Origin of the sequence: Pontivivens nitratireducens, from assembly GCF_011290545.1 — a bacterium.
GTDB lineage: Bacteria > Pseudomonadota > Alphaproteobacteria > Rhodobacterales > Rhodobacteraceae > Pontivivens > Pontivivens nitratireducens.
In genome coordinates, this window is sequence record NZ_CP049811.1 from 1,688,799 (window position 1) to 1,715,786 (window position 26,988).

General features: G+C 61.0%; 25 protein-coding genes. 14 read left to right on the forward strand and 11 right to left on the reverse strand.

From position 1 onward, the window contains the following. Nucleotide 1 precedes the first annotated feature (1 nt). The 5 genes from G8E03_RS08325 to G8E03_RS08345 are packed head-to-tail and all read left to right on the forward strand — an operon-like array spanning nucleotide 2 to nucleotide 6,198. Nucleotides 2–1,561, forward strand: coding sequence for an NADH-quinone oxidoreductase subunit M (locus G8E03_RS08325; RefSeq protein ID WP_166190601.1), 1,560 nt, complete (start codon nucleotides 2–4; stop codon nucleotides 1,559–1,561). 1 nt (nucleotide 1,562) lies between these two features. Further along, the gene (nuoN, locus tag G8E03_RS08330; RefSeq protein ID WP_166190603.1) at nucleotides 1,563–3,005 is read left to right on the forward strand and encodes an NADH-quinone oxidoreductase subunit NuoN; all 1,443 of its coding nucleotides are present in this window, start codon (nucleotides 1,563–1,565) and stop codon (nucleotides 3,003–3,005) included. Between the two features lie 3 nt (nucleotides 3,006–3,008). Then, nucleotides 3,009–3,746 (forward strand): biotin--[acetyl-CoA-carboxylase] ligase, encoded by a 738-nt coding sequence (locus G8E03_RS08335; protein WP_166194009.1) that lies wholly within the window; start codon nucleotides 3,009–3,011, stop codon nucleotides 3,744–3,746. A gap of 3 nt (nucleotides 3,747–3,749) precedes the next feature. Beyond that, the gene (locus G8E03_RS08340) at nucleotides 3,750–4,535 is read left to right on the forward strand and encodes a type III pantothenate kinase (protein WP_166190605.1); all 786 of its coding nucleotides are present in this window, start codon (nucleotides 3,750–3,752) and stop codon (nucleotides 4,533–4,535) included. Continuing rightward, on the forward strand, nucleotides 4,522–6,198 hold the full coding sequence (locus G8E03_RS08345; RefSeq protein WP_166190607.1) for a ribonuclease J: 1,677 nt from the start codon (nucleotides 4,522–4,524) through the stop codon (nucleotides 6,196–6,198). The genes G8E03_RS08340 and G8E03_RS08345 overlap by 14 nt, the downstream gene beginning before the upstream one ends. 75 nt (nucleotides 6,199–6,273) lie before the next feature. Here G8E03_RS08345 and G8E03_RS08350 read toward each other — a convergent pair whose 3' ends face one another. Next, nucleotides 6,274–7,905, reverse strand: a complete 1,632-nt coding sequence (locus G8E03_RS08350; protein WP_166190610.1) for a DEAD/DEAH box helicase — start codon at nucleotides 7,903–7,905, stop codon at nucleotides 6,274–6,276. Nucleotides 7,906–8,142: 237 nt separating this feature from the next. On the opposite strand from G8E03_RS08350, the gene G8E03_RS08355 reads away from it, so the two are divergent. Both G8E03_RS08355 and G8E03_RS08360 read left to right on the forward strand, forming a co-directional pair. Next, a complete protein-coding gene (locus G8E03_RS08355; RefSeq protein ID WP_166190612.1) occupies nucleotides 8,143–8,955 on the forward strand; it encodes a ferredoxin--NADP reductase in 813 nt (270 codons plus the stop codon). 188 nt (nucleotides 8,956–9,143) lie between these two features. After that, nucleotides 9,144–9,422: a hypothetical protein gene (locus tag G8E03_RS08360; protein WP_166190614.1), complete on the forward strand. Its 279-nt coding sequence runs from the start codon at nucleotides 9,144–9,146 to the stop codon at nucleotides 9,420–9,422. Between the two features lie 5 nt (nucleotides 9,423–9,427). Here G8E03_RS08360 and G8E03_RS08365 read toward each other — a convergent pair whose 3' ends face one another. The 4 genes from G8E03_RS08365 to ccmA form a co-directional block, all read right to left on the reverse strand. Beyond that, nucleotides 9,428–11,035 (reverse strand): peptide chain release factor 3, encoded by a 1,608-nt coding sequence (locus tag G8E03_RS08365; protein WP_166194012.1) that lies wholly within the window; start codon nucleotides 11,033–11,035, stop codon nucleotides 9,428–9,430. Nucleotides 11,036–11,151: 116 nt separating this feature from the next. After that, complete coding sequence (locus tag G8E03_RS08370) at nucleotides 11,152–11,619, reverse strand: methyltransferase family protein (RefSeq protein ID WP_166190616.1); 468 nt, start codon at nucleotides 11,617–11,619, stop codon at nucleotides 11,152–11,154. Nucleotides 11,620–11,629: 10 nt separating this feature from the next. Then, a complete protein-coding gene (gene ccmB / locus G8E03_RS08375) occupies nucleotides 11,630–12,295 on the reverse strand; it encodes a heme exporter protein CcmB (RefSeq protein WP_240910310.1) in 666 nt (221 codons plus the stop codon). Next, nucleotides 12,292–12,933 (reverse strand): heme ABC exporter ATP-binding protein CcmA, encoded by a 642-nt coding sequence (gene ccmA, locus G8E03_RS08380; RefSeq protein WP_166190618.1) that lies wholly within the window; start codon nucleotides 12,931–12,933, stop codon nucleotides 12,292–12,294. The genes ccmB and ccmA overlap by 4 nt, the downstream gene beginning before the upstream one ends. A 210-nt stretch (nucleotides 12,934–13,143) precedes the next feature. Here ccmA and acnA point away from each other — a divergent pair, with 210 nt between their 5' ends. Both acnA and G8E03_RS08390 read left to right on the forward strand, forming a co-directional pair. After that, entirely contained in the window at nucleotides 13,144–15,912 is a 2,769-nt protein-coding gene (gene acnA, locus G8E03_RS08385) for an aconitate hydratase AcnA (RefSeq protein ID WP_166190620.1), read from the forward strand. Nucleotides 15,913–16,085: 173 nt separating this feature from the next. After that, complete coding sequence (locus G8E03_RS08390; RefSeq protein WP_166190622.1) at nucleotides 16,086–16,787, forward strand: DUF1223 domain-containing protein; 702 nt, start codon at nucleotides 16,086–16,088, stop codon at nucleotides 16,785–16,787. A 3-nt stretch (nucleotides 16,788–16,790) separates the two neighbouring features. Here the strand turns inward: G8E03_RS08390 and G8E03_RS08395 are convergent, their stop codons facing one another. Beyond that, entirely contained in the window at nucleotides 16,791–17,663 is an 873-nt protein-coding gene (locus G8E03_RS08395) for a lysophospholipid acyltransferase family protein (RefSeq protein WP_166190624.1), read from the reverse strand. Nucleotides 17,664–17,753: 90 nt separating this feature from the next. After that, nucleotides 17,754–18,359, reverse strand: coding sequence for a translation initiation factor IF-3 (infC, locus tag G8E03_RS08400; protein ID WP_430693243.1), 606 nt, complete (start codon nucleotides 18,357–18,359; stop codon nucleotides 17,754–17,756). Between the two features lie 124 nt (nucleotides 18,360–18,483). Here infC and G8E03_RS08405 point away from each other — a divergent pair, with 124 nt between their 5' ends. Genes G8E03_RS08405 through G8E03_RS08415 form a run of 3 tightly spaced genes read left to right on the forward strand, consistent with a single transcriptional unit; the run spans nucleotide 18,484 to nucleotide 20,438 of the window. Continuing rightward, nucleotides 18,484–19,110, forward strand: a complete 627-nt coding sequence (locus tag G8E03_RS08405; protein ID WP_166190626.1) for a lysoplasmalogenase family protein — start codon at nucleotides 18,484–18,486, stop codon at nucleotides 19,108–19,110. A 27-nt stretch (nucleotides 19,111–19,137) separates the two neighbouring features. Continuing rightward, nucleotides 19,138–19,785 (forward strand): lysoplasmalogenase family protein, encoded by a 648-nt coding sequence (locus G8E03_RS08410; RefSeq protein ID WP_166190628.1) that lies wholly within the window; start codon nucleotides 19,138–19,140, stop codon nucleotides 19,783–19,785. A gap of 11 nt (nucleotides 19,786–19,796) precedes the next feature. Beyond that, the gene (locus G8E03_RS08415; RefSeq protein ID WP_166190630.1) at nucleotides 19,797–20,438 is read left to right on the forward strand and encodes a lysoplasmalogenase; all 642 of its coding nucleotides are present in this window, start codon (nucleotides 19,797–19,799) and stop codon (nucleotides 20,436–20,438) included. A gap of 44 nt (nucleotides 20,439–20,482) precedes the next feature. Here G8E03_RS08415 and thrS read toward each other — a convergent pair whose 3' ends face one another. From thrS to G8E03_RS08430, 3 genes are all read right to left on the reverse strand, one after another. Next, nucleotides 20,483–22,447, reverse strand: coding sequence for a threonine--tRNA ligase (gene thrS, locus G8E03_RS08420; protein WP_166190632.1), 1,965 nt, complete (start codon nucleotides 22,445–22,447; stop codon nucleotides 20,483–20,485). A 94-nt stretch (nucleotides 22,448–22,541) separates the two neighbouring features. Continuing rightward, nucleotides 22,542–23,294 carry an HNH endonuclease gene (locus G8E03_RS08425; protein ID WP_166190634.1) on the reverse strand — a complete coding sequence of 251 codons (753 nt, stop codon included), beginning with the start codon at nucleotides 23,292–23,294 and terminating at the stop codon, nucleotides 22,542–22,544. Next, nucleotides 23,294–24,475: a glycosyltransferase family 4 protein gene (locus G8E03_RS08430; protein WP_205793037.1), complete on the reverse strand. Its 1,182-nt coding sequence runs from the start codon at nucleotides 24,473–24,475 to the stop codon at nucleotides 23,294–23,296. Before G8E03_RS08430 ends, G8E03_RS08425 begins: the two co-directional genes overlap by 1 nt. On the opposite strand from G8E03_RS08430, the gene G8E03_RS08435 reads away from it, so the two are divergent. Next, nucleotides 24,474–25,232: an alpha/beta hydrolase gene (locus G8E03_RS08435; RefSeq protein WP_166190636.1), complete on the forward strand. Its 759-nt coding sequence runs from the start codon at nucleotides 24,474–24,476 to the stop codon at nucleotides 25,230–25,232. The two genes, G8E03_RS08430 and G8E03_RS08435, sit on opposite strands and share 2 nt — an antisense overlap. Here G8E03_RS08435 and G8E03_RS08440 read toward each other — a convergent pair. After that, entirely contained in the window at nucleotides 25,229–25,900 is a 672-nt protein-coding gene (locus G8E03_RS08440) for an SDR family oxidoreductase (RefSeq protein ID WP_166190638.1), read from the reverse strand. The genes G8E03_RS08435 and G8E03_RS08440 overlap by 4 nt on opposite strands. A gap of 106 nt (nucleotides 25,901–26,006) precedes the next feature. On the opposite strand from G8E03_RS08440, the gene G8E03_RS08445 reads away from it, so the two are divergent. Beyond that, complete coding sequence (locus tag G8E03_RS08445; RefSeq protein WP_166190640.1) at nucleotides 26,007–26,981, forward strand: alpha/beta hydrolase; 975 nt, start codon at nucleotides 26,007–26,009, stop codon at nucleotides 26,979–26,981. Nucleotides 26,982–26,988 lie beyond the last annotated feature (7 nt).

Consider the following 26,988-nt stretch of genomic DNA (forward strand, 5'->3'; position numbering starts at 1 on the left):
TATGGAAATTCCATTGCTTTCATTCGTGACGTTCCTGCCTGCGCTGGGGGCGGTCGCAATGGGCCTGCTGCTGCGGGGCAACGATGAATGGGCCGTACGCAACAGCAAGATAATGGCGCTGTTCGTCACCACGATCACCTTTCTGCTGTCGCTGTTCATCCTCGCTGGGTTTGACCCGTCGTCGAGCGATTTCCAGCTAGTAGAAGATCGCGAATGGCTGGGCGGCCTACGCTATCGCATGGGTGTGGATGGCATCAGCGTTCTGTTCGTGATGCTGACCACCGTTCTGATGCCGCTGGTCATCGGGGCGAGCTGGAACGTTTCGCACCGGGTCAAGGAATACATGATTGCGTTTCTGATCCTGGAAACCCTGATGATCGGCGTGTTCTGCGCGCTCGACATGATCCTGTTCTACCTGTTCTTCGAGGCGGGCCTGATCCCGATGTTCTTCATCATCGGTATCTGGGGCGGCAAGGATCGCGTTTACGCGGCGTTCAAGTTCTTCCTCTATACGCTTCTTGGTTCCGTCCTGATGCTGATCGCGATGATGTACATGATCGCGGAGGCAGGCACGTCCGACATCGTGGCGCTGTTGGGGACGGAGTTCAGCTTCGCGACCTTCGAATTTGCCGGGATCGAGATCGTTGGCGGGGCGCAATTGCTGCTCTGGCTGGCCTTCTTCGCTAGCTTCGCGGTCAAGATGCCGATGTGGCCGGTTCACACCTGGTTGCCGGACGCGCACGTTCAGGCCCCCACAGCGGGTTCGATCGTTCTGGCGGCGATCCTGTTGAAAATGGGCGGCTACGGGTTCCTGCGGTTCAGTCTGCCCATGTTCCCGGTGGCCTCCGACATCATGGCGAACTTCGTCTTTGCGTTGTCGGTTATCGCGATCATCTACACCTCGCTGGTCGCGCTGGTGCAGGACGACATGAAGAAGCTGATTGCCTATTCCTCCGTCGCGCATATGGGCTTCGTGACAATGGGTATTTTCGCGGCGAACCAGCAGGGCGTCGATGGGGCGATTTTCCAGATGATCTCTCACGGGTTCATTTCGGGTGCGCTGTTCCTTGCCGTCGGCGTGATTTACGACCGTATGCACACGCGTGAGATTGCGGCCTTCGGTGGGTTGGTAAACCGGATGCCGGCGTTCGCGTTGATCTTCCTGTTGTTCACGATGGGCAATGTCGGCCTGCCGGGAACGTCCGGTTTCGTCGGGGAATTCCTGACATTGTCGGGGGCCTTCCAGGCGAACACCTGGGTTGCGTTCGGCGCAGCAACCGGAGTGATCCTGTCCGCGGGATATGCGCTGTGGCTGTATCGTCGCGTGGTATTTGGCGATTTGGTCAAGGAAAGTCTGAGCACGATCACGGATATGGATCGGCGCGAGAAGCTGCTTTTCGTTCCGTTCGTGTTCTTCACCCTGCTGTTGGGCGTTTACCCCAGTCTGGTGACCGACATCATCGGGCCGAGCGTCGAGGCATTGCTCGACTCCTATAATTTCGCGCTGGAGGAGGCAGGTATGGTTGCCGATACCGCGCCACATATGACGACGGGACACTGAGATGTTGAGCGAAAACCTCACGATTGTTCTGCCTGAGCTGCTGCTCGCCGGATTCGCGATGATCGCGCTGATTTTCGGCGTCTTCGCGGGCAAGGACAAGCAGGCGGAATTCATCCTCTTCGCAACAGTTGCGGTGCTCGCGATTCTGGCGCTGGTCGTCGGTACGCGCTCCGAGGGAACGCATATCGCGTTTAACGGGGCGTTCGTCGATGACGGCTTCGCGCGTTTTACCAAGGTGACGTTGCTGCTGGGCGCGTCGATCATGCTGTTGCTTAGCCGGGAATACCTCAAGCGCTATGACTTGATGAAGTTCGAGTTCCCGGTACTGATCGCGCTGGCTTGTGTCGGCATGATGATGATGGTGTCAGCGGGCGATCTGATGTCGCTGTATATGGGCCTGGAATTGCAATCCCTCGCGCTTTACGTCGTCGCCGCATTCCGGCGCGACAGCCTGCGCTCGACCGAGGCGGGATTGAAATACTTCGTTTTGGGTGCGCTCAGTTCGGGTTTGCTGCTCTACGGGGCGAGCCTGGTCTACGGCTATACCGGCACCACGGTCTTTGCTGGGATTTCTGCCATTATCGTGGACGAAGGCATCTCGATGGGTCTGCTGATCGGTCTGGTCTTCCTGACCACCGGTCTGGCATTCAAGATTTCTGCCGCGCCGTTCCATATGTGGACGCCGGACGTGTACGAGGGATCGCCGACGCCAGTTACAGCGTTTTTCGCAACCGCGCCGAAGGTCGCGGCGGCCGGGATGTTCGCGCGGGTGCTGCTCGATGGGTTCGGCGCAGCGGTGGCGGATTGGCAGCAGATTTTGACATTCCTCGCCATCTTCTCGATGTTTCTCGGCTCCATCGCGGCCATTGGTCAGACCAACATCAAGCGCCTGATGGCCTATTCCTCCATCGGTCATATGGGATTTGCTCTCATCGGGCTGGCGGCGGGGACACAGGCGGGTGTCGCGTCCTTGCTAATTTATATGGCGATCTACGTGGTCATGAATGTCGGCACGTTCGCATTCATTTTGAACATGGAGCGTGACGGCCGCCCGATCACCGATATCGGGGCGTTGAACCAGTATTCGACGGTGGCGCCGGGCAGGGCCTTCGCACTGGCCATTCTGATGTTCAGTATGGCGGGCATCCCGCCGATGCTGGGCTTCTTTTCGAAATATTATGTGTTTGCCGCCGCTGTGGACGCGGGGCTGATCCCATTGGCGATCCTGGGCGTCGTGGCCAGCGTGATCAGTGCATTCTACTATCTGCGCATCGTCAAGTTGATGTATTTCGGTGAGGATATCGATCCGCTGACGGGCCGTATGCCGCTGGCGCATGGGATCGCTCTGACGGCATCTGCTGTGGTGCTGCTGCTCGGCTCATTCGCGCAGATGTTCGGAGTGGAAACCTTGGCCGTACAGGCCGCCGCCTCGCTGTTCAACTAGATGATGGGGTGGCCCGAGGGCACCGCGCGCGTCGTTCTGGAGGAGGCCGACAGCACGCAGACACAGGCGTTCGCCCGCAGCGATGACGCGCCGGTCTGGGTGCTGGCGCATCGTCAGACCAGTGGAACGGGCCGGCGGGGCAGGCCATGGCAGATGCCGACCGGCAACTTCGCTGCCACCCTTGCCCTGCGCCCGAAAGACGCGGTTCATCGGCGTTCCTTGCGCTCCTTCACGGCGGCGCTTGCCTTGCGTGATGCGCTCAGCGAACTGACAGGACAGCCCGCTTTGTTTTCGCTCAAATGGCCCAATGACGTGCTGTGCCGTGGTCGGAAGCTGGCGGGAATTTTGCTTGAAAGCCGGGGGGATGTCCTGCTGATCGGGATCGGGATCAATCTGGCCGCCGCCCCGGCGCATTCCGTGCTGGAGCAGGGCAGCACCGCCCCTATAGATTTGCTGAGCGCGAGCGGCCAGTTGATCGGCGCGGAGGATATGCTGGATGCCTTGGCACCAGCCTTCGCGGAGCGTGAGGCCCGACTGCTGCGGGAGGGGTTCGACCCGCAACAGGCTGAATGGATGCGGGGCGCCACCCGTTTGGGGCAACCGATTGTCGCCCGCTTCGCCCAACATGAACTGTCTGGCAGGTTCGACGGGATCGACGCCGACGGCGCATTGCTACTGTCCACGGCGGAGGGCATTCAGCGATTGCCCGCGGCTGAAATCTACTTCAACGAAGCGGGGTAAGTGATGCTTTTGACCGTCGATGTCGGCAATACGAACACGGTTTTCGCGGTCCATGACGGCCAGTCGTTTCTGGGCGAATGGCGCTGTTCAACCTATGCCGCGCGAACGGCGGATCAGTATTATGTCTGGCTGCGCCAGTTGCTGGAATTCCACGGGCTGAACATCGCGATCGACAGCGTCGTCATCTCCTCCGTCGTGCCGCAAGTTGTGTTCAACCTGCGTCTGCTTTCGGATCGGTATTATCATTGCCGGCCGCTGGTTGTGGGCAAGCCGGACTGCGAATTGCCCGTCGACGTGCGTGTGGATGAGGGAACGATTGTCGGTGCGGACCGGCTGGTCAACACCGTTTCCGGCTACGACAAGTTCGGCGGCGATCTGATCGTGGTGGATTTCGGCACTGCCACCACCTTCGATGTGATCGATACTGACGGAGCGTATATTGGCGGCGTTATCGCCCCCGGTGTTAATCTGAGCATCAAGGCCCTACATGAAGCGGCAGCGGCTCTTCCGAACATAGATGTGACGAAGCCCCAGCGGGTTATCGGGACCAACACCGTGGCCTGCATGCAATCGGGCGTCTTCTGGGGCTATGTCGGCCTGATCGAGGGCATCTGCAAACAGATTAGAGGCGAACGCGACCGCCCAATGAAGATCGTCGCGACCGGTGGATTATCCACGCTATTCGATCAGGGAACCGAAATTTTCGATCATATCGATACGGAACTGACCATGCATGGTCTCGTCCTGATCAATGAACACAACAGAAAGACTATGAATGAGCAAGAATGACAGCCTCGTCTATGTAGCCCTCGGTGGGGCAGGCGAAATCGGAATGAACATGTATTTGTATGGCTATGGACCGGAGCGTAAGCGCCGCTGGATCATGGTCGACGCGGGCGTGGCGTTCCCGGATATGGACAGCTCCCCCGGTGTTGATCTGATTACTGCCGATCCCGAGTTCATCACCAGCAAGGCACACGCGCTGGACGCTATCTTCATCACCCATGCGCATGAGGATCATGTCGGCGCGATCGGACGTCTGTGGCCACAGTTGAAGGCCCCGGTCTACGCGCGTGAATTCACGGCCGAGATCGCGCGCGGCAAGATGGAGGAAGCGGGCGTCAACCCCGATGAGATCCGCACCGTCGGCCCCTGGCCCGAGGTCGTGGAGGCCGGACCGTTCAAGGTGGGCTTCCTGCCGATCAGTCACTCGGTCCCGGAAAGCTCCGCCCTGGTTATCGACAGCCCCGCAGGCCGCGTGATCCACACAGGCGATTTCAAGGTTGATGCGAACCCGCAGGTTGGTGAGCCGTTCAGCCCGGAGGCGATCATGGACGTGTCGAAGGACGGCGTTCTGGCGCTGGTCTGCGATTCCACCAACGTGTTCTCGAAGTCACCGGGGCGTTCGGAATCCGAGCTGGTCGGCCCGATCACCGAACTGCTGCGCTCGCAGCCCGGCATGGTCGTGGCAACGACATTCGCATCGAATGTGGCGCGTCTGCGCACGCTGGCGCTGGCCGGAAAGGCTGCGGACCGGTCCATTGTCGTCATCGGACGCGCGATGCACAAGATGATCGCGACGGCGCGCAAGGTGGGCCTGCTGACCGACTTCCCCGACATCGTGGACGTGAATGACGCCGCAAACCTGCCGGCGGAGAACGTGATGGTACTGGCCTCCGGCTCACAAGGGGAGCGGCGGGCGGCCTCGGCCCAATTGGCGCGCGGTGGCTATGGCAAGCTGAGCATGAAGGACGGCGACACGTTCCTGTTCTCCTCCAAGGTCATCCCGGGGAATGAGATCGGCGTCGCCTATATCGAAAACCAGTTCGCAATGCAGGGCGTTGATGTGATCGGGGATGAGGGCGGATTGTACCACGTATCCGGCCACGCGAACCGTCCCGATCTGGAGACGATGCACAATCTGGTCAAGCCGCAGTTCCTGATCCCGATGCACGGCGAATACCGTCACCTGCGCGAGCACGCGAAATTGGGTGCGGCGGGCGGTTACAGCCCCGTGGTCGCCCCGAACGGCGCCCTTGTCGAGCTGACCGGTAACGAGCCGAAGATCGTCGAGATGATCGAAACCGGGCGTCGCTACGTCGATGGAACGGTAATGTACGGTGCGATGGACGGCATCGTGCGGGATCGTCTGCGCATGGCCATGCGCGGCATGTTGGTCGTGAACATCGTGTTTGATGAGAACAGCGATCTGGTCGGCGATGCCTGGGTCGAGGCGAAGGGTCTGTTCACGAGCGTGAACGGCAAGGAAGCTGCGCTTCAGGCCGAGTTGGAGAAGGGCATCACGCAGGAGTTGGAGCGCGCAAAGAAGAAGTTGCGCTCGGATGACGAAGCGGTGGAGAAGCTGGTAACGCAGGCTGCCTCGAACCGGACCAACCGCATGATTGGCAAGAAGCCGGAAGTTATCGTGATGATCAACCGCCTCGAAGACTGAGGTGGGATTTACCCAACAAAAAGGCCTCGGCGAACAATCGCCGAGGCCTTTTTTATTGAACAGTGAACCGTCGTATCAGGCGGCGGCACCCTCAGAACCGTTATCGGTGGACGGCTCGTCCTTATCCTTCGCTGCGGCCCGGGTCTGGCTGGGCAGCTTGATCTCTCGCAACATGAAGGCGGGAACGTGGTCGCCCATGCCGACGACGCGATTGTCGTCACCGCGTCCCCCCCGCCCGCGGCCACGGTTGTTGCCGCGATCCTGCCGGTCGTTGGTGTTACGATCGTTCGTGTTGTTCCGCTCCGCCGATGCGTTGCGGTTTCCGTCCTGCTGCTGGTCCGCATTGCGGTTGCGACCGCGCCCGCCACGGGACCTTTCCTGAGCGGGCTTCTGCTCCGGCGCGTCCTGTTTGGTCTGCTCGGCGGGTTCCGCCTTGTGCTCGACAGGGGCGGCGGTCTGTTCGACCGGCTTGTCCTCCGTCTTGCGCGATCTGCTGCGCGAACGGCTGCGGGTGGGCTTTTCCTCGGTCTCGGCGGTGTCGGGGTCAGGGGCCTTGTCCGATTTCAGCGGGCTTTCCAGACGGGGGATCGGCTTTTTCACCAGCTCCTCGATCTTGTCGAGGTATTTTTCCTCATGCGGGAAGCACAGCATGATCGCCTTGCCCTTGCGCCCGGCCCGGCCGGTGCGGCCGATACGGTGGACGTAATCCTCGGAATGGATCGGCACGTCGTAGTTGAAGACGTGTGACACGTTCGGAATGTCGAGACCGCGCGCCGCCACATCGGAGGCGACCAGCAGCTTCAATTCGCCATCGCGGAACCCTGTGAGCGTCTTCATGCGCACGCTCTGATCCAGATCGCCGTGGATCGCAGCCGCATCCATGCCGTGCTTTTTCAGCGATTTCGCAACGATGTCGACGTCGCGCTTGCGGTTGCAGAAGATGATGCCGTTGGTCAGCTCGGTCTCCGCCTCGATCACGCGGCGCAGGACGTCACGCTTTTCGGCGTCTGCTCCGGTACGACCGGCTGGACGGTGCAGCACGACGGCCTGTTCGATCGTCTCGGACGTGGTCGCCTGACGGGCCACCTCAACACGAACTGGATTGTGCAGGAATGTCTCGGTAATGCGGGTAATTTCCGGCGCCATGGTGGCGGAGAAGAACAGTGTCTGACGGGTAAACGGCGTCAGGCCGAAGATCCGTTCGATATCGGGTATGAACCCCATGTCGAGCATCCGGTCGGCCTCATCCACCACCATGACCTGCACGCCGGTCAGCATCAGCTTGCCGCGCTCGTGATGGTCCAGCAGGCGGCCCGGTGTGGCGATCAGAACGTCCACGCCGCGGTCGATCAGCTTGTCTTGATCCTTGAAGCTGACGCCGCCGATCAGCAGGGCCATGCTCAACTTGTGATATTTTCCGTAGGTCTCGAAATTTTCCGCCACCTGGGCGGCAAGTTCCCGGGTGGGGCACAGAATCAGCGAACGCGGCATCCGCGCCTTTGCGCGACCCTGTGCGAGAATGGTGATCATCGGCAGGGTGAAGCTGGCCGTCTTGCCCGTTCCGGTCTGGGCGATGCCCAGCACGTCCTTGCCCATCAGGGCGTGGGGAATCGCCTGCTCCTGAATCGGTGTCGGCGCGGTATAGCCGGCTTCGTCGATGGCCTTGAGGACCTTCTCATCGAGATGCAGATCGGAGAATTTTGTCATGTGTTTCCTTCGCGCGGTTCAAATGCGACACCAGATGGGCCGCCTTCACTGCAGCGACCGGAGCCACCCGTATCGGTGGCGCTTTCGTAACTGGTCGCGTCATGCCTGTTGATCGTAGAATTGTCAATGAAACTTGCTGGTTTGGCGCCTTCTGCGACGATTTTGCCGCGAGAGTACGGGACATCGGCTTGCGCGAACCGCCGGGGGCGGTTAATTGCGCGGCCAAAGGAGCCCGCGATGACCTACTCTTCCGCCACACCGCTCGAAGATCTGCCCAGGGGATTGCAGGGGGTGGTCTTTCTGAAGGTCACGTCCGTTACGCACTGGACCGATCGCACCTTCAGCTTCACCTGTGAGCGGCCCGAAACGCTGCGCTTCAGATCGGGTGAGTTCGCCATGATCGGTTTGGTGGATGGGGAAAGGCCTCTGTTGCGGGCCTATTCGATCGCCAGCCCCGCCTGGGACGACGAGCTGGAATTCTACTCGATCAAGGTAGAGGACGGGCCGCTGACATCGCGCCTTCGCCACCTCAAGGTCGGGGATGAGATCGTGATGCGGGCCAAGCCTGTGGGAACGCTGGTCCACGATGCATTGACGCCGGGCAAACGTCTGATCCTGTTTTCAACGGGAACGGGTATCGCACCCTTTGCCAGCGTGATCCGTGATCCCGAAACCTACGAGAAGTTCGACGAAGTGATCCTGACGCAGACCTGCCGGGAGGTGGCCGAACTGGACTATGGCCGCCACCTGATTTCGGGCATTGCCGATCATGAATTCCTGCCGGAGATTGTCGGGAACAAACTGCGCTTCATCGGCACCACCACGCGCGAGCCGTCGCAACTGATGGGGCGGATGACCGACTGGTTGCGCGATGGCCGTTTCGCGGAGGCGACAGGCGCCCCGCTGGACCCGGCGACGGATCGCGTGATGATCTGCGGGTCGCTGGACATGCTCAAGGATCACAAGCAGATCTGTGAAGATGCCGGCATGCGCGAGGGTTCAAATTCCGCGCCCGGCGATTTCGTGATCGAGAAGGCCTTCGTCGACTGAAATTCACCTGCGCCACAATTCGAGCTTTTTCCATTCCCAAGTTGAGTGGGCTGAACGAATGCAGGGGAATCGTAGCATGAACTGCTTCTGCTACGGCAGGTGCGATAGCCTCCCGGCTGAAAATAGGACGTCGTGCGATGAAATGTATGAATTTTCACAGACCGTAACCCCCTCCAACTGAAACGCATATGAACATGGAAGACATCGACGAACATATCGGCCATCGCTACGTGCCGGGTCACGAGCGTGAGCATTGCGATTGGGTATGTGACGTCCTTCAGACGTCGATGCAGTTCTGGGAAACCATCGCCATCGTTGTGGGCGGTGTGCTGGTTTTCAGCATCCTCTATGGCATTCGGCGGCTAATGAAGGCCATGGCGGAGGAGCGCACGGTCGTGCGCCCGCGTACGGATCAGGAAAAACAGGAGCATCTGCGCACGCTGCGTGAAATGCGGAAAAACCGCTAGTCCGCTCAGACCATCATCTGCTTGATCGCTGTCAGTTTCAGGTCTGGCCAGTCCCTCTCCACCCGGTCGATATCCCATTGCAGGCGCGTCAGGAAAACCGGATCGCCATCGTGGTCCATCGCCATGTGACCCTTGTTCGCATTTGCGAAACGGTCGATCTCCGCCTGCGGACCGCTGATCCAGCGGGCGGAGGTGAATTGGGACGGCTCGAACCGGACGGGCAGGCCGTATTCCAGCTCGATGCGGCTGGCCAGAACCTCGAACTGCAACTGTCCAACAACGCCGACAATGGCGCCGGAACCGATCATCGGTTTGAAGATCTTGGCCGCGCCTTCCTCGGCGAACTGTTGCAGGGCCTTGTCCAGATGCTTGGCTTTCAACGGATCGCCCGCCCGCACGCTTTGCAGCAATTCCGGTGCGAAGGAGGGGATGCCGGTGAATTTCAGGTCTTCCCCCTCGGTCAGGGCATCGCCGATGCGCAGCTGGCCGTGGTTGGGAATGCCGATGATGTCGCCAGCCCAGGCTTCCTCGGCCAGTTCGCGGTCGCTGGCCAGGAACATGACGGGGTTCGAGACGGCCATCGGCTTCTTGCTGCGGACATGATGCACCTTCATCCCGCGTTTGAAATGGCCGGAACACAGGCGGACGAAGGCCACGCGGTCGCGGTGCTTGGGGTCCATGTTGGCCTGAACCTTGAACACGAAACCCGCGACCTTGTTCTCATCCGGTGAAACGGCGCGCGGCTCTGCCGGACGAACCTGCGGCTCCGGTCCGAAATCACCGATCCCCCGCATCAGTTCGCGCACCCCGAACGAGTTGATGGCGGAGCCGAACCAGATCGGGGTCAAAGTACCGTCGAGGAAATTCTGGCGGTCAAAGGCCGGCAGCAACTCGCGCGCCATCTCCACATCCTCGCGCAGCTTCTCCAACAGGTCGGCGGGGATGTGCTGTTCCAGTTTGGGGTCGTCCAGCCCTTCGATGGAAACGCTTTTTGCCACCGTGTTGCGATCGGCGCGGTCCATCAGTTCCAGCCGATCGTTGAGCATGTCGTAACAGCCGAGGAAGTCGCGCCCGACGCCGATTGGCCAACTGGCGGGTGTCACGTCGATGGCGAGGTTTTCCTGAATCTCGTCGATGATCTCGAACGTATCGCGGCTTTCCCGGTCCATCTTGTTACAGAAGGTCAGGATCGGCAGATCGCGCAGGCGGCACACCTCGAACAGTTTCTGGGTCTGGCTTTCCACGCCCTTGGCCCCGTCGATCACCATCACGGCGGCATCCACGGCGGTCAGCGTGCGATAGGTATCCTCCGAGAAGTCGGAGTGGCCGGGCGTATCGACCAGATTGAACCAGAACGTCCCGAACTCGAACGACATGGCGGAGGCGGAGACGGAAATGCCCCGGTCCTTTTCCATCTGCATGAAGTCGGACCGCGTGCGCCGGGCCTCACCCTTCGCCCGGACCTGCCCGGCCATCTGGATCGCGCCGCCATATAGCAGGAACTTCTCCGTCAGGGTCGTTTTTCCCGCATCGGGGTGCGAGATGATGGCAAAGGTCCGCCGCCGGGCAATCTCGGCAGGCAAATCAGGTTTGTTATGGGCGCGATCCAACATGACCGGCATATAGCGCCGCGCGGGTGCGGGCGCAATCGGCGGGTTAGGGCCTTCGTCGCATATGGCAATTGGCTGTCAGTGATCCTGGATCAGCCCGAACCTCAGCCGCCGGCCGATCACAGCCAGCGGCGCGTCTTGTCGAGGTATTCGGTATAGGGTGCGCCGAATTTCGCGGTCAGATACGCTTCTTCGCGCAGAACAACGCCATAGTGCAGCGCCGCCAGCACCAGCGGTGCAATAATGACGGACCAGTCGAGCGATGCCGCCAGCCCAAGACCCAGTTGGAAGAGAGCAATCCCCAGATACATCGGGTTGCGGGTGAACCTGTACGGCCCATTGGTGACCACGATCAGCGCCGAGGCGTGCGGGCTGACATTCGTGCCCGCGCGCTTGAACGCAACGATCCCCCACAGGCCGAGGGTCATCGCGACGATCAGGATCACGAAGCCGGCCGCGATCTGAATCGGCCCCTTGCCCAGGATGTCGAGCGGTATGATCCAGTCCAGTATCATCGCCGCAATAGGGGCACCCGCGAACAGCACCGGCGGATAGAATGCGACATCGGGGGCATCGTGACGGGGCATCGCAGCACTCCTATCTGAGGTTCACGCGCAGCGCGGCGGCTGCGACGAAGGGGCCTGCGGACAGGCTGAGCAAAGATATTCCGGCAAGGAACGGCAGGGAGGCACCAGCCTCCACCCCATCACCCGCCCGACTGGCGATCTGCGCACCGAAGATCAGCGTGGGAACATAGAGCGGAAGCACCAGCAGCGACAGCAGCAAGCCCCCCCGACGCAGACCTACGGTAATCGCGGCGCCGACCGCGCCGATTGCGGACAGCGCCGGGGTGCCGATGGCAAGCCCGAGGATCAGCATCGGTTGGGCCGCATCGGGCATGTTCAGCGTCAGGGCCAGCACGGGCGCGGCGATCACCAGCGGCAGGCCGGTTGTCACCCAGTGCGCCATCATCTTGACCGCGACGATCCCCTCCAGCGGCAGGGGGGACAGGGCGAGGATGTCCAGCGTCCCATCCTCATGATCCGCCTGAAAGAGACGGTCGAGCGACAGCAGACACGCCAGCAGTGCCGCGACCCACAACAGACCGGGGGCCACCTGCGCCAGCAGCGTCTGATCCGGCCCGATGCCGAGGGGCGCCAGCAGCGTCACGATCAGAAAGAAGGCGAGGCCCAGCCCCGCGCCACCACCGGCCCGGACCGCCAGCCGGACCTCTCTCTCCAGCAAGGCGCGGAGGGGGCTCACAGATAGTCACCCGTCAGGAATGGATCGGACGCGTCCTCGGGCGCAGCCGAGGGTGGTGTCAGGACATGTGGGCGCAGCGCAAGGCCCAGGTCGATATGCGTGGCAACGATGGCCAGACCGCCGACGTCCAGATGAGTTGAGAGAATATCCCCGAATATCCGCGTATGTTCGGCATCCAGCGAAACGGTCGGTTCGTCCAGCAACCATAACGGCCGTCGGGACAGGACCAGCCGCGCCAGTCCCAGCCTGCGCTTTTGTCCCGCGGAACACAGGCCCGCGGGCCGGTCCGCGATCGGCATCAGGTCGAACCGGTCGAGGGCGGCATTCGCGTCCCCCCCATGGAGCGCCGCCCAGAAGCGCAGATTCTCCCCCACGGTGAGAACCGATTTGATGGCGTCACGATGTCCTGTGTACGCGATCAGATCGGTCCATTCGTCGGAGCCGAGTTTCCTGCCGTCCAACTCCGCCCGTCCCGTCACCGGAAGCAGACCGCACAGGGCGCGGATCAGCGTCGATTTGCCAACGCCGTTCGGCCCGCGCAGCGCGATGCCCTGACCTGCCTGCAACGTCAGGGAGACGTCACCCAGCACACGCCGCCCGCCGCGCTCACATCCAATTCGATCCACGATCAGTTTCATGCGCTATCGCTACCTGACGGGAGACGGCTTCGGAAGGGGACTTGTGCGGTATGCAATTGCACACAATCTTCTTGCACCGCAAGGCGAACTGGGGCAATAGGGCGGCGAGCGCGCGGAACCCCTGCTGGCAGACATGCCGTTCCGTGCTAGATCAGGACGTGAAAGCGGTGCGACAACCGTTCCCGTCAAACCAGCAAGGAAGAGGTTCCCATGCCCATTACAGTCGGTCAGGACAGCAACAACACGCGCCGGACGCTCAAATCCGGCGGCACATCCTTCGCCTACTATTCCATTCCCGCAGCTGAGGAAGCCGGTCTCGGCGATTTCTCGCGCCTTCCGTCGGTTCTGAAGGTGGTGCTTGAGAACATGCTGCGCTTCGAGGACGGCAAGACCGTCTCGACCGATGACATCAAGGCGTTCGCCGACTGGGCGAAGATGGGCGGCAAGAACCCGCGTGAGATCGCCTACCGCCCCGCGCGCGTGCTGATGCAGGATTTCACCGGCGTTCCGGCGGTCGTGGACCTTGCCGCGATGCGCGACGGGATCGTGGCGCTGGGCGGCGACGCGCAGAAGATCAACCCGCTCAACCCTGTCGATCTGGTCATCGACCACTCCGTCATGATCGATGAGTTCGGCAATCCGCGTGCGTTCCAGATGAACGTTGATCGTGAGTATGAGCGGAACATGGAGCGGTATCAGTTCCTGAAATGGGGACAAAAGGCGTTCGACAACTTCCGCGTCGTGCCGCCGGGCACCGGCATCTGCCACCAGGTGAACCTGGAATATCTGGCCAAGACGGTCTGGTCCGACAAGGATCAGAATGGTGAGGTTGTGGCCTATCCCGACACGCTGGTCGGCACCGACAGTCACACCACCATGGTCAACGGCGCGGCTGTTCTGGGCTGGGGCGTCGGCGGGATCGAGGCGGAGGCCGCGATGCTGGGTCAGCCGATTTCGATGCTGATCCCCGAGGTCATCGGTTTCAAGCTGACCGGTGCCATGCCCGAGGGGACCACAGCGACCGATCTGGTGCTCAAGGTCGTGGAACTGCTGCGCGCCAAGGGCGTGGTCTCCAAGTTCGTCGAATTCTACGGCGACGGTCTGGACAACGTGCCGCTGGCCGATCGCGCGACCATCGGCAATATGGCGCCGGAATATGGCGCCACTTGCGGATTCTTCCCCATTGACGCGGAAACCATCCGCTATCTGACCCAGACGGGCCGGGACGAGGCGACCATCGAACTGGTCGAGGCCTATGCCAAGGCGAACGGCATGTGGCGCGATCCGGGCTATGAGCCGGTTTATACCGACACCCTGGAACTGGACATGAGCACTGTGGTTCCCGCAATCTCCGGTCCGAAGCGGCCGCAGGACCACATCCCCCTGACCAAGGCGGCATCGGAGTTCGGAGCCTACGTCAAGGGCCAGCGCCCCGATATCCACGACAAGGCGGAGATCCGCTGGGAGGGTGAGGGCGGCCAGCCCGAGCCGCAGGACATCCCCGGTGATGAGGGCCACCACAACCGTGGCTACGTCAGAACGGACGAGCATGGATATCAGATGCATGACGGCTCCATCGTCATTGCATCCATCACGTCGTGCACCAACACATCCAACCCTTACGTCATGATTGGCGCGGGGCTGGTGGCGCGCAAGGCGCGTGAACTGGGCCTGAACCGAAAACCGTGGGTGAAAACATCGCTCGCCCCCGGATCGCAGGTCGTGTCCGCCTATCTGGAGGCCGCGAACCTTCAGGAAGACCTCGATGCGATCGGTTTCAACCTGGTCGGGTATGGCTGCACGACCTGCATCGGCAACTCCGGTCCGCTGGAGCCAGAAATCTCGAAGTGCATCAACGACGCCGATCTGATCGGCGTGTCCGTCCTGTCGGGCAACCGCAACTTCGAAGGACGCATCAGCCCCGACGTTCGCGCCAACTACCTCGCCTCGCCGCCGCTGGTCGTGGCCTATGCGCTGGTCGGTGACATGAACGTGGACATCACCACCGCCAGCCTGGGCAAGGACAAGAACGGCAACGATGTCTACCTCAAGGATATCTGGCCCTCGCAATCCGAAATCGCGGAGCTGGTCGAGGCGACCGTGACCCGTGAGGCGTTCCAGTCCAAATATGCCGACGTCTTCAAGGGCGATGAAAAGTGGCAGGCTGTTGAGACCACCGACAGTGAAACCTATAACTGGCCGGCGCAGTCCACCTACGTCCAAAACCCGCCCTACTTCCGCGACATGGCGAAGGAAGCGGGCACGATCTCGGACATCAAGGACGCAAAGATCCTGGCCATTCTGGGCGATATGGTCACGACTGACCACATCTCCCCCGCCGGTTCGTTCAAGGAGACGACACCTGCCGGTCAGTATCTGGTCGAGCGTCAGGTGCCGGTGCGGGAGTTCAACTCCTACGGCTCGCGTCGCGGCAACCACGAGGTGATGATGCGTGGCACCTTCGCCAACATCCGCATCCGCAACGAGATGCTGGATGGCGTCGAGGGCGGCTATACGCTGTCGCCCAAGGGGGAGCAGACCTCGATCTTCGATGCCGCGATGGAGTATCAGGAGCAGGGGACCCCGCTGGTGATCTTCGGTGGTGAGCAATACGGTGCCGGGTCCTCCCGCGACTGGGCGGCCAAGGGCACCAACCTGCTGGGCGTCAAGGCTGTGATCGCTGAGAATTTCGAGCGTATCCACCGCTCGAACCTGGTGGGAATGGGCGTGATCCCGTTTGAATTTACCGGCGGCGACACGCGCAAGACGCTGGGCCTGAAAGGCGACGAAACCGTCTCCATCACCGGGTTGGAGGGCGATCTGAAACCGCTGTCGCAGGTTCCCGCGACCATCACCTATGGGGACGGTACGGTGAAGGAAATCATGCTGAAGTGCCGGATCGATACCGAGGTCGAAATTGAGTATGTCGAGAATGGCGGCGTTCTGCACTACGTGCTGCGCAACCTGGCCGTCGCCTGATCCAGACAGGATAGAATGCGAAAGGGGCGCTGCGGCGTCCCTATTCATGTCTGCATGTCGGCCACGACGTCCCCCACAAGTATCGGATACTATGCACTCCCGAACACTTGATTGGACCCTGCAGAATGCGGCATCTAGCTATGAGTGAGAATTCCCGGGCGAGAGGTCACCAAATGTTTCTACGCAAGGCTGCATTGATCGCCACGATGGTATTCGCCCTGGCTGGCGGTGCGCGTGCGCAAACCAATCCGGTCGTGGTGGAGCTGTTCACGGCGCAGGGATGTTCGTCCTGCCCGCCGGCGGATGCCTTTCTGGCGGATCTGGCGGATCGGGACGATGTGATCGCCCTGTCGCTGCATGTGGACTATTGGGACTATCTGGGGTGGAGCGATCCGTTCGCCTCGCCCGAAATGACGGCGCGTCAGCGCGGATATGCCGGCTATCAGAACGTGCGATCCGTATTTACCCCCCAGATGATCGTGCAGGGTGTCACGTCTGAGGTCGGTCACAGGCGGGCGGCGGTTCTGGAGGCGATAGCGCTTGCAAAAGCTGCCCCCGCGGCTGCCCGGGTCGAATTGCAGCAGGAGGCAGGCCGGTTGCGCGTGACGATTATTCCATTGCGCCCGGGCTTGAGCGGTATCGTTCACATGGTCAATTACGACGTGCCGCAGGTCCAGCAAATCCCGAGCGGCGAAAACATTGGTCAGACGCTGACTTACGTGAATGTGGTGACCGGCTGGATGCGCCTGGGAACCTGGAACGGTGAGCGGATGGAACTTACCGCACCTGTGCCCACCATGGGCAAAGGGGTTGCCGTTTTGGTCCAAGAAAACACGGTAGGTCCGATTTTCGCGGCGGCCCGAATGGAGCGGTGATCGTCACCGCCAGCGCCGGTGAAACCAGAACCACTGTTCCGGCTTTTGCGCAATCCAAGTGCTCAGTTGGTCATTGACGGCCCGCATCATGGTCTCTTGATCGGTATGAGGAACGGGCTCCGCGAAAACGCTGTCGAAACTTTCACCATCATCGGCGCGAAAGCTGATGACCGGGATTAGCGGAATGTCCATGCTCAGCGCTAGTTTCGCTGCTGTCAGGGTGGTTTCCGCAGGCTGGCCCAGGAATTCGATCAGGGGGGCACCGGTCTGTTTCTGATCGACGAGGATCTCCGCCACGCCACCTGAGCGCAGATGCCGGACCAGTTCGCGTGTGCCCTGCCGCCCCTTTGAAAACGCATCGGGCCCCAGTGTCCTGAGCGCAGCGACGAAATCAGCGTTGTAATAGGGATTGTTATGCGTGCGGTAAACGCCAGCAATCTGCAAACCATGGCCGAGCGCCGAGGCGCGCGCGCCCTCCCAGTTGCCATAGTGAGCGGAGACAAGGATCGCGCCCCGCCCCTCGGTCTGAGCGGATATCAACGCCTCCAGCCCGGCACCGGTCGCGCGAAATCGCGAGGGGTCTGCGATCACGTCCGCCATCATCATTTCCTCAACCATGACGCGTCCGAAATTGTCGCCCACGCCCTGAAAAAGGCGGTTGCGATCAGCATCGCTCATATCCGGGAATATGAGGTTTAGGTTGGCCTGAACACGCTGTCGTGCCGTGGGCAGCCGCATCATCAGGTTGCGCCCGATCCATGATCCCACGCGAAGCCGTCGGGAATAGGGCAGGATGCGCAGCACTGCGCCCAGTACGCGCAATACGCCATTGGACAGATAGTGCCCTATATCCGTCAGACGTTCACGAGGTGTCATGCTGCTGCTCCCTCATCATCCATGCCAGTAACAAGAAAGGCGGCGCATATGCACCGCCTTTCACAAATCGTCATCATGCGGGGCAGGATGTCAGTTTTTCACGGGTGAGATCATCATGACCATCTGCCGACCTTCGACGCGGGGCATGTTGTCGATCTTTCCAGTGCCTTCGACATCGTCGGCAACACGATTGAGAAGGATACGGCCCAGATCCTGGTGCGCCATTTCGCGACCCCGGAACCGGAGCGTGACCTTGACCTTGTCCCCACCTTCGAGGAACTTCATCACATTGCGCATCTTGACGTCGTAATCGTGGGTGTCGGTGTTGGGTCGGAATTTCACCTCCTTCACCTCGATCGTCTTCTGCTTTTTGCGGGCCTCGGATTCACGCTTTTGCTGTTCATATTTGAACTTGCCGAAATCCATGATCTTGCAAACAGGCGGTTCGGCATTCGGTGAGATCTCGACCAGGTCGAGTCCTGCTTCCTCAGCAAGCTCGATTCCACGGCGAGGGGTAACGACACCGACCTGTTCGCCGTCGGCGCCGATCAGGCGAATCTCGTTCGAGCGAATACGATCATTGACACGGGGACCCGTGTCGCGGGTTGGGGGCGCATTGTGCGGTCTTCTGGCTATGGTCTTCTCGTCCTTCTGTGGTGACAGTTCGTATATAACATTTTCGACCCAAGCGCGCAGGCTTGACGCGCATACGCAAAACTGGGCAACAGAGAACTTAAGTGGAGCCTGATGGGCATTTGGTCAATAGTGTATGTGGCCTCTGTCAGGCTTGTCGGGGGCACAGGGTATCTTTCAAATCGCTTTGATCGCAATTTCCGTGCTGTGCGCGCTGGCATATCTGGTGAAATACCGGCTATCGCCACCGTCACGCACGCGCACATTGGTCAAGACGACATCAGCAGGGGCCTTGGCGCTCGGCACCATCTTCGGGGCTGGACCGGTCGCATTGATCTTCTTCTTTGCCACGGCAGCGGTCGCGGACGCGTTTCTGGCCCGCGAGGACGAATATGGGTTTTTTGCCGCCATGGCGACAGCCCTGCTGTCCCAGATTTTCCTGTGTCTGAGCCTGTTTTCCGCCTGGACGGGAGTTGATGCGCCCCTCATCGCCGTATTGGGCCTTTCGGGCATATGGATCGGATATTTCATGCTGATCTGGAGCGCGCTGGATCGTATGCGCCTGATCATCGTCTGCTATTCGGTGGGAACCCTGGTGGCGACATATCTGGCGCTCGGCTCAACGACCTATGGTCAGTTCGCGGTTGTCGGAATGTTGTTCTACGTGTTGTCGCAGATTTTCATGTCGCTGGAATTCTTTGTCCTGCAACCGTATTCGTTGGAGGTGAAGCTGGGGCGACATGCGATCTGGCTGTTCTACTACACGTCACTGCTGCTGTTTTTTGCGGCGTTTCACTGTTCATATGTAGCGTAGTTACGCGGCAGGACGCATAAAGTACATATGTTCGAATACACGCCCCTCGCTGACGCGGCGCTCGCAATCTCCGTCGTCAGCTCACTGCTATATGTGGTTTACTACCAACTGCGCGCGGTGACGATACAAAGAGCCTTGAGCAAGACGGTGGCCACCGGGGCGCTGGTCGTCGCCGCATGGGCCGGCGGCGTATCGCTGCTATATGTCGGGGCGCTGATTTTCGCGGTGATTGGCGACTACATGAAGAGTTTGCGCAGCGAACGATCCTTCGGGTTTGCGATAGCTGCCACGGTCGGTATGCAGGTGCTGGTCTGCTTCTGGTTTGCTCAGGTGCTCTGGATAGGGATCGAGGCACCGCTGGTGGCGGTGGTCGGCATTTTGGGCATTTTCGGCGGGGGTTTTGTTCTTATCTGGCCCCGGCTGGGATCGCGCAAGTCGATGATGGTGCCGTTTGCCGTAACCTCGATTATCATGTTGACGCTGGGATTGGGGGCCTCTCCGGGCAGGCCGGAACTAATCCTGGGAGTGATCCTTTACTTGCTTTCCTTGATATTAATCGGCTTCGAGCTGGTTTTTTTTAACGATCGTTATAGATTTCTTCGCATTTCGGGCCCTATTGTATGGATGCTTTACTATAGTGGGCTTATCCTGATGATGATCGGGGGGGCAGGATAGGCGAGGATGAGATGGAGCTGCTGTTCGTCATAATCGCGATCGGTGCCGGCCTGGATTACGGTCTTTTCAAATCGTGGAGACAGCCGAGCTGGAGCCGTACCTTGACCAAGACGACGGCGATCATCTCGCTCATCGTCTGGGCGATCCTGATCGGCGCGCCAAGTCTGGTCGTCATCGCGTTGGGCTTTGCGGCCATAGGAGATTTTGCGGGAAGTCGGGGCGATCTGAAGTGGATGACTGTGAGTCGCACAGCCTTTTTTTCGTTTCATGTGTTGTATCTGATCGAATACGCACCTCTGATCGACAGACCACTTGTCGAGGCGGGACCGGCGGTCATGCTCGCCGGGTTTTGTGCGTTTGTGACAATCGCATTGTGCTGGAGGGCGTTCGAGGCACTTTGGCTGCTGGCTCTCTTGCATTCAGGTGTCGTGTTTTTCCAGTTTTCCGTGGGGCAACTGGTCGGCGGCGAATACATCCTCATCAGCTATACGACGACATTGTTCTTCCTGTCCTCATTGCTGCTGGGCGTCGAAATATTCCTGCTTGAGAAGGACGCGGCGCTGCGCAAGTTGAGCGGCGGCGCGATCTGGTTCACGTATCTCGCCGGTCAGATCGGAACGGTGATCGTGTTGACCGAAGCCTATTCAGCATAGCGGACGATGGATCGCGGCGCTTCCGCCCCGCGATCCCACTGTTGTCAGGACGTGGCCAGCTCGGGGGCCAGATCAGGGGCCAACGCCTCGGTCGCCAAGGAGGTGATCGCGTCGTCGCGCGACAGGACGGCCGATTGTTTCTCACCCAGACGACGCATGGAGACAGTGCCGTTCTCGACCTCCTGCCGCCCGACGGCGAGGATGACCGGCACCTTGCCCAGCGAATGCTCACGGACCTTGTAGTTGATCTTCTCGTTGCGAATGTCCGCCTCGGCGCGAATGCCCTGCTTGCGCAGCATCTCGACGGTTTCCGTCACGAACTCGTCCGCATCCGACACGATCGACGCAACCACGACCTGACGCGGGGCCAGCCAGAAGGGCAGCTTGCCTGCGTAGTTTTCAATCAGGATGCCGATGAACCGCTCGAAGGAGCCGAGAACGGCACGGTGCAGCATGAAGGGGCGGTGCTTGTCGCTGTCCTCCCCCACATATTCCGCGCCCAGACGGTCGGGCAACTGGCTGTCCACCTGGAACGTGCCGCATTGCCATTCGCGCCCGATTGCATCGGTCAGCTTGAAGTCGAGCTTCGGGCCATAGAACGCGCCCTCGCCGGGATCGACCTCGTAGTCCATGCCTATGGACTTGATCGCAGCCTCCAGCGCGCCCTCGGTCAGATCCCATTCCGCATCGGTGCCGATACGCTTTTCCGGTCGGGTGGAGAACATGATCCGGAAATCATCGAAGCCCAGATCCTTGTAAACCCGGCTAAGCAACTGGATGAACTTGGCGCATTCCGCCTCGATCTGCTCCTCGGTGCAGAAGATGTGCGCGTCGTCCTGAACGAAACCGCGCACGCGCATCAGCCCGTGCATCGCGCCCGAGGCCTCGTAGCGGTGGCACGAGCCGAATTCGGCCAGTCGCAGCGGCAGGTCGCGATAGGATTTCAGACCCTGATTGTAGATCTGCACGTGGCAGGGGCAGTTCATCGGCTTGAGCGCGTTGACCCGTTTCTCATTCGCATGTTCCTCATCTATCTCGGTGATGAACATGTTCTCACGATATTTGTCCCAGTGGCCGGAGGCCTCCCACAGCTTGCGATCCACGATCTGCGGTGTGCGGATTTCCTTGTAGCCATCCTCGGTCTGCCGGCGGCGCATGTAGTCTTCCAGTGCGCGGTAAACCGTCCAGCCGTTGGGGTGCCAGAATACCATGCCGGGCGCTTCCTCCTGAAAGTGGAACAGGTCCATTTCCCTGGCCAGACGCCGGTGGTCGCGTTTCGCGGCCTCCTCGACCTGTTGCAGATGGGCCTTCAGCTCCTGCCGCGTGCGGAAGGCGACGCCATAGATGCGCTGCAACTGCTTGTTCTTCGCATCGCCACGCCAGTAGGCCCCGGAAACGCGAGTCAGCTTGAAGGCATCGGCGGGAACCTGGCCGGTATGGACCAGATGCGGGCCCCGGCACAGATCCTGCCAGTCGCCATGCCAGTACATCCGCAGATCCTCGCCTTCGGGAATGGCGTGAATCAGTTCGACCTTGAACGGCTCGTCCGCGGCCTCGTAATGCGCGATGGCGCGGTCGCGTTCCCACGTTTCAGTACGGACCGGATCGCGAAGCGCGATGATGTCGCGCATCTTCTTCTCGATCGCGTCGAGGTCCTCGGGGGTGAAGGGTTCGTCGCGGTCAAAATCGTAGTACCAGCCGTTCGCGATGACAGGTCCGATGGTGACCTTCACATCGGGCCAGATTTCCTGCACCGCACGGGCCATGATGTGCGCCGCGTCGTGACGGATCAGTTCGAGCGCCTGCGCCTCGTCCTTCATGGTATGGATCGCGAGGGAGGCATCGGCGTCGATCGGCCGGCTCAGGTCACGGAACTGGCCGTCCACGGTGCACGCGATTGCCTGCTTGCCCAGCGATTTCGAGATGTCGGCAGCGACTTCGCCCCCGGTGATGCCCGCCTCATATTCGCGCTGTGCGCCATCGGGCAGGGTGATCGTGATCTGGGCCATCAGGGGGCCTCCTCGGTTCGGCGCCTACGAGTGCGCCCGGTTGCAGGTATGTGTCCGGGAGGTATGAAGGAGGTGGCTTAGGGGGTCAAGCCAATCACCCCTGTAGTTCGAGAAAACCCGCTCTGTGGCGGGCCAGCAGCTCTGGGTCTGGCATGAAACGCGATGGCATATTCAACTTGTCACCGTCACGCATCAGCGCCGCCCGATCTGCGGGCCCGATCCGCTGGGACACCATCAATGCGCAGTCGTCGTCGAACGATATGAGATGCCGGTCGAATGCCCGATCATGCAGCGCGTTGAGCAAGATTCCGTTCTTGGGATCCATGCGTCGGGATATATCCTCCGACCAACCGACGATATGGCTCGCGACCAGCAATTTCTGTTCGGCCAATCCCGTCAGGGCGCACTTGCCGTCATATGAAACGGAGAGCATCTTGCGAAAAAAGTCCTGACCTCTACGCCGCGTGGCGCTGACCGGTACGTCCGTACCATCCGCAGGCCGTGGATCGTAGGCGAAGCCCGGCTGTCTATGGTCGCTGACTGGATAGTCATACTGCATCCCTGTGTGGGTTGCATCGCGGTTCAGAAGGCTTTCGGGCATATGCAAAAACTTCGCCCAGATAGCACGGTCCAGTTTCGAGGTATTTCCCATTCCTCTTTGTTCGACCGTATCATCGATGGCGGCGAGGTTTGCCATTTTCAACGCGACGGAGCCTGCCGTTCGGTCGAGATGCGCGGCGAGCGCGACGATCTCGGGGTTTCTGGTGTGTATCCGTCCGAACGGGGTTTGCAGGTAAAGCAAAAGCGCCTGTTCAACCTCATCCGCAACCCAAGCACGTCCAGCCATCAGCCCCCCTCATAGACCGCCAATGTGGCCTGCTGCATCATCTCCACCGTGAAGCGGGAGCGGATGCGGGCGCGGGCGGCGAGGCCCATATGGGCGCGCGCGCTGTCGTCCAGTGACAGGGCGGCTTGCACGGCATCGGCCAGCGCCTCGACGTCGCCGGGGGGATAAAGCCAGCCGGTGACGCCGTCCTCCACCGTTTCCAGTGACCCGCCATGGGCAGTGGCGATGACGGGGCGGCCCATGGCCTGCGCCTCGACCGCGACACGACCGAAGGCCTCAGGTTCACGGCTGGCGCTGACGACGACGGCGGCCAGCTTGTAGGCGGCCTCCATGTCGGCGCAATGTCCGACCATCCGCACGGCACCCGCCAGATCGGCATTGCGCACGGCATGCTCCAGCGTGCCACGATAGCCGGACCCGGCGTCGTCACCGACCAGAACGATCTGCATGTCGAACCCGGCATCGCGCTGTTTCAGCAGGGCGGCGGCGGCGATCAGATCCTCCGCCCCCTTCCACCGCGTCAGACGACCGGGCAGCATCACGATAGGGCGGGCATCGTCGATGACTCCCCACGCCTGGGCGAGACTTACTGTCCGCTCACTGGTCACGGCCTCCTCAGCGAAGCTGTGGATGTCGGCACCGCGGGGGATGGTCACGATCCGCGATGCGTCGATGCCGTGGCGCTGCTGCACGACCTGCGCGACATGCCCGGACACGGCGATGACCGGATTGCCACGTGCCATGACCGAGTTGTACCAGCGTTTGAAAGGCAGATCGCCCTCGTTATAAACGCCGTGATACGTCGTAACGAAGCGCGTTCCCGTCGCCTTTGCCGCCCTCCACCCGGCCCAGGCCGGCGCGCGGGAGCGAGCGTGAACGATATCAACGCCCTGTTCCTCGATGATGTGCTGCAGGGCGCGGGCGTTCTGCCAGATCGTCAGGGGATTCTTTGATCCGATATCCATCCTGATGAACTCCCCCCCCGCGCGGCGCAATTGTGGCTCCATCCGCCCACCGGCGCTGACGACGAGCGCGCGATGACCCGCCGCGCTGAGAGCCTTGACGATTTCGATGGCGCCGCGCTCCACCCCGCCCGATTCCAGCGTCGGAACCAGTTGCAGTACGGTCAACGGGCGGGCAGTATCGGGGCCCAAATCAATCATCTGATCGGAAGTTGTCATGGCGTCCTTCGAGGTATTCGCACCGGATGAGCGGCGCAATATCGCCTATCATCTCACAATGGCCGAGGGCGCGGGGGCGGACAAGCCCGGTATCGTGTTTCTGGGCGGATTCCGCTCCGACATGGGGGGAAACAAGGCCGTCGCGCTGGAGGCGTTCGCGAAGTCGCAGGGCCGCGCGTTCCTGCGATTCGACTATACCGGGCACGGCGACAGCTCCGGCGATTTCGAACTTGGCTGCATCGGTGACTGGGCACGGGACGCAACCGATGCGATCACCGCACTCACCCAAGGGCCGCAGGTGCTGGTCGGCTCCTCCATGGGCGGTTGGATATCGCTGCTGGTGGCCAGAAACATGCCGGAACGCATCGCGGGTTTCGTCGGCATCGCAGCCGCGCCCGATTTTACCGAAGATTCGATGTGGGCGGGTTTCGATGAGGCGCAGCGAGAGGCTTTGATCCAGGCGGGCAGGGTGGAATTGCCAAGCGAGTATGATGACGGCCCCTATGTCATCACACGCCGATTGATCGAGGATGGGCGCACCCATCTGGTGTTGCGTGATCCGCTGCCCTTGCCGTTTCCAGTGCGGTTGCTGCATGGCACGGCTGATGTGGACGTGGATATGTCCCGCCCGCTGAAGCTGATGGAACACGCGACCTGCGAGGATCTGCGCCTGACCTTCGTCAAGGGCGCGGATCACCGGTTCAGCACACCGGAATGCCTCGCATTGATCGAGCGGACTGTGGCGGAAATCGCCTAGGCGGGCAGATCCTTGCCGTCCCAGGTGCGGAAACAGCCGGTCCGCGCCATCGTCAGGGCGTTGAATTCCGACAGCAGGCCGGCGGCGCTGTCCTGGGCGGTGACAGCTGCCGACGCGCCCCCCATGTCCGTCTGGACCCAGCCCGGATGCCATGCGCCGATCGCGATGCCTTCGGGTTTCAGATCGGCGGCAAGGTTAAATACCAGATTGGAGGCCGCCGCCTTGGACGCGCGATAGGCATAATGCTGGCCTGACGCCTGTTGGCTCGATGCCATTTGCGAGGAGATGACGGCGATCTTGCCGGCCTCGGCGGCGCGCAGGTTCGGCAGAAACGTGCGGATGGTGAAAAACACCCCGGCCACATTCGTCATCAGCGTATTTTCCCACGCGGCGAAATCCAGACTGGAATCGTCGATGCCACCCCGGCCCTGAAAGACCCCTGCATTGCAGATCAGCAGGTCGATGGGGCGGTTCCCCAGCTCCATTGCAAGCTGCAACTGGCCCGCCTCGGATTTCACGTCGAGCCTGTGACGCTCGATCCTGTCGGGCAGATCGGCGGTAGCAGGCTCGCGCATGGTGGCAATCACATCGTCGCCACGCGCCGCCGCCTGAATCGCCATTTGCGCGCCGATACCACGGCTTGCGCCGGTAATCAGAATAGTTGACATACGGTCCCCCAAAACAACCGCATGACGCGGTGATATTCAACAATCGGCTTTGATTGCTGATGTGGCCTGTCTAGGCTCCGCGTCAAAAGAAACCAAGGGGACAGACATGCGTATCTTCGCCGCAATCTTCATCGTGCTGGCATTGTCGATCACGGGGCTGCTGCTGTTCGCCCCGAGGGAGCCGGTGACAGGTCCACTTACATTCGCGCAGGACAGGCTGGGCGAAGACCTCGACCTGTATTTGGCCGCAGAGGAGGCCGAATACGACGACATCGTTCCGGGCACGCAAAAGAGGATCGTCTGGGCGGGAGATGCCGGTGCGCGCACGACCTATTCGATCGTCTACATCCACGGGTTTTCAGCCACCTCCGAAGAGATCCGCCCCGTTCCCGACAATGTGGCGGAGGCACTGGGCGCCAACCTCTACTACACGCGCCTTGCAGGGCACGGCCGGGGGGCGGAGGCCATGCTCGACGGGTCGGTTCCGCGCTGGATCGACGATTACGCGCAGGCCGTGGCCATCGGTGCCCGTCTGGGTGAGCGGGTGATCGTCATGGGCACCTCGACCGGCGGCACGATTGCAACCTTGGGTCTGTTCGACACGCGCATCCAGCAGGATGTCGCCGGTCTGATCCTGGTGTCCCCCAATTTCAGGATCGCCAGTGCCGGGGAAAGCGTGCTGACATTGCCACTGGCACGATACTGGGTGCCCCGTCTCGCCGGCACGGAACGGACCGTCGAGGTTGCCAATGCGGATCACGAGGCGTTCTGGACGACACGCTATTCGACCCTTGCACTGTTGCCGATGGCCGCATCGGTACAGGCGACGGGCCTGTTGCCCTATGAGGAGACGGAGGTTCCCGCGCTGTTCATCTTCTCGGACGAGGATCAGGTCGTCGACCATTCCGTCACCCGCGAAATCGCGGAGGCATGGGGGGCACCGGTCCAGATCATCAATCCCGGTCTGAACGAAGGTGACGACCCCGACGCGCATGTCATCGCGGGCGATATCATGTCACCGTCACAGACCGATCCGATTTCAGAGCAGATGATCCGCTGGATCGCGACCATGCTCAACTAGATCACAC

What these genes read in the sequence shown, in the direction of transcription:
- G8E03_RS08335 (WP_166194009.1), top strand. Translation starts at nt 3,009, where the DNA reads ATGGGGTGGCCCGAGGGCACCGCGCGCGTCGTTCTGGAGGAGGCCGAC.
- G8E03_RS08345 (WP_166190607.1), top strand. Translation starts at nt 4,522, where the DNA reads ATGAGCAAGAATGACAGCCTCGTCTATGTAGCCCTCGGTGGGGCAGGC.
- nuoN (WP_166190603.1), top strand. Translation starts at nt 1,563, where the DNA reads ATGTTGAGCGAAAACCTCACGATTGTTCTGCCTGAGCTGCTGCTCGCC.
- G8E03_RS08395 (WP_166190624.1), bottom strand. Translation starts at nt 17,663, where the DNA reads ATGACACCTCGTGAACGTCTGACGGATATAGGGCACTATCTGTCCAAT.
- G8E03_RS08370 (WP_166190616.1), bottom strand. Translation starts at nt 11,619, where the DNA reads ATGCCCCGTCACGATGCCCCCGATGTCGCATTCTATCCGCCGGTGCTG.
- ccmA (WP_166190618.1), bottom strand. Translation starts at nt 12,933, where the DNA reads ATGAAACTGATCGTGGATCGAATTGGATGTGAGCGCGGCGGGCGGCGT.
- G8E03_RS08350 (WP_166190610.1), bottom strand. Translation starts at nt 7,905, where the DNA reads ATGACAAAATTCTCCGATCTGCATCTCGATGAGAAGGTCCTCAAGGCC.
- G8E03_RS08430 (WP_205793037.1), bottom strand. Translation starts at nt 24,475, where the DNA reads ATGACAACTTCCGATCAGATGATTGATTTGGGCCCCGATACTGCCCGC.
- G8E03_RS08340 (WP_166190605.1), top strand. Translation starts at nt 3,750, where the DNA reads ATGCTTTTGACCGTCGATGTCGGCAATACGAACACGGTTTTCGCGGTC.
- G8E03_RS08435 (WP_166190636.1), top strand. Translation starts at nt 24,474, where the DNA reads ATGGCGTCCTTCGAGGTATTCGCACCGGATGAGCGGCGCAATATCGCC.
- G8E03_RS08440 (WP_166190638.1), bottom strand. Translation starts at nt 25,900, where the DNA reads ATGTCAACTATTCTGATTACCGGCGCAAGCCGTGGTATCGGCGCGCAA.
- G8E03_RS08445 (WP_166190640.1), top strand. Translation starts at nt 26,007, where the DNA reads ATGCGTATCTTCGCCGCAATCTTCATCGTGCTGGCATTGTCGATCACG.
- thrS (WP_166190632.1), bottom strand. Translation starts at nt 22,447, where the DNA reads ATGGCCCAGATCACGATCACCCTGCCCGATGGCGCACAGCGCGAATAT.
- acnA (WP_166190620.1), top strand. Translation starts at nt 13,144, where the DNA reads ATGCCCATTACAGTCGGTCAGGACAGCAACAACACGCGCCGGACGCTC.
- G8E03_RS08390 (WP_166190622.1), top strand. Translation starts at nt 16,086, where the DNA reads ATGTTTCTACGCAAGGCTGCATTGATCGCCACGATGGTATTCGCCCTG.
- G8E03_RS08425 (WP_166190634.1), bottom strand. Translation starts at nt 23,294, where the DNA reads ATGGCTGGACGTGCTTGGGTTGCGGATGAGGTTGAACAGGCGCTTTTG.
- G8E03_RS08365 (WP_166194012.1), bottom strand. Translation starts at nt 11,035, where the DNA reads ATGTTGGATCGCGCCCATAACAAACCTGATTTGCCTGCCGAGATTGCC.
- G8E03_RS08360 (WP_166190614.1), top strand. Translation starts at nt 9,144, where the DNA reads ATGAACATGGAAGACATCGACGAACATATCGGCCATCGCTACGTGCCG.
- G8E03_RS08355 (WP_166190612.1), top strand. Translation starts at nt 8,143, where the DNA reads ATGACCTACTCTTCCGCCACACCGCTCGAAGATCTGCCCAGGGGATTG.
- G8E03_RS08415 (WP_166190630.1), top strand. Translation starts at nt 19,797, where the DNA reads ATGGAGCTGCTGTTCGTCATAATCGCGATCGGTGCCGGCCTGGATTAC.
- G8E03_RS08410 (WP_166190628.1), top strand. Translation starts at nt 19,138, where the DNA reads ATGTTCGAATACACGCCCCTCGCTGACGCGGCGCTCGCAATCTCCGTC.
- G8E03_RS08325 (WP_166190601.1), top strand. Translation starts at nt 2, where the DNA reads ATGGAAATTCCATTGCTTTCATTCGTGACGTTCCTGCCTGCGCTGGGG.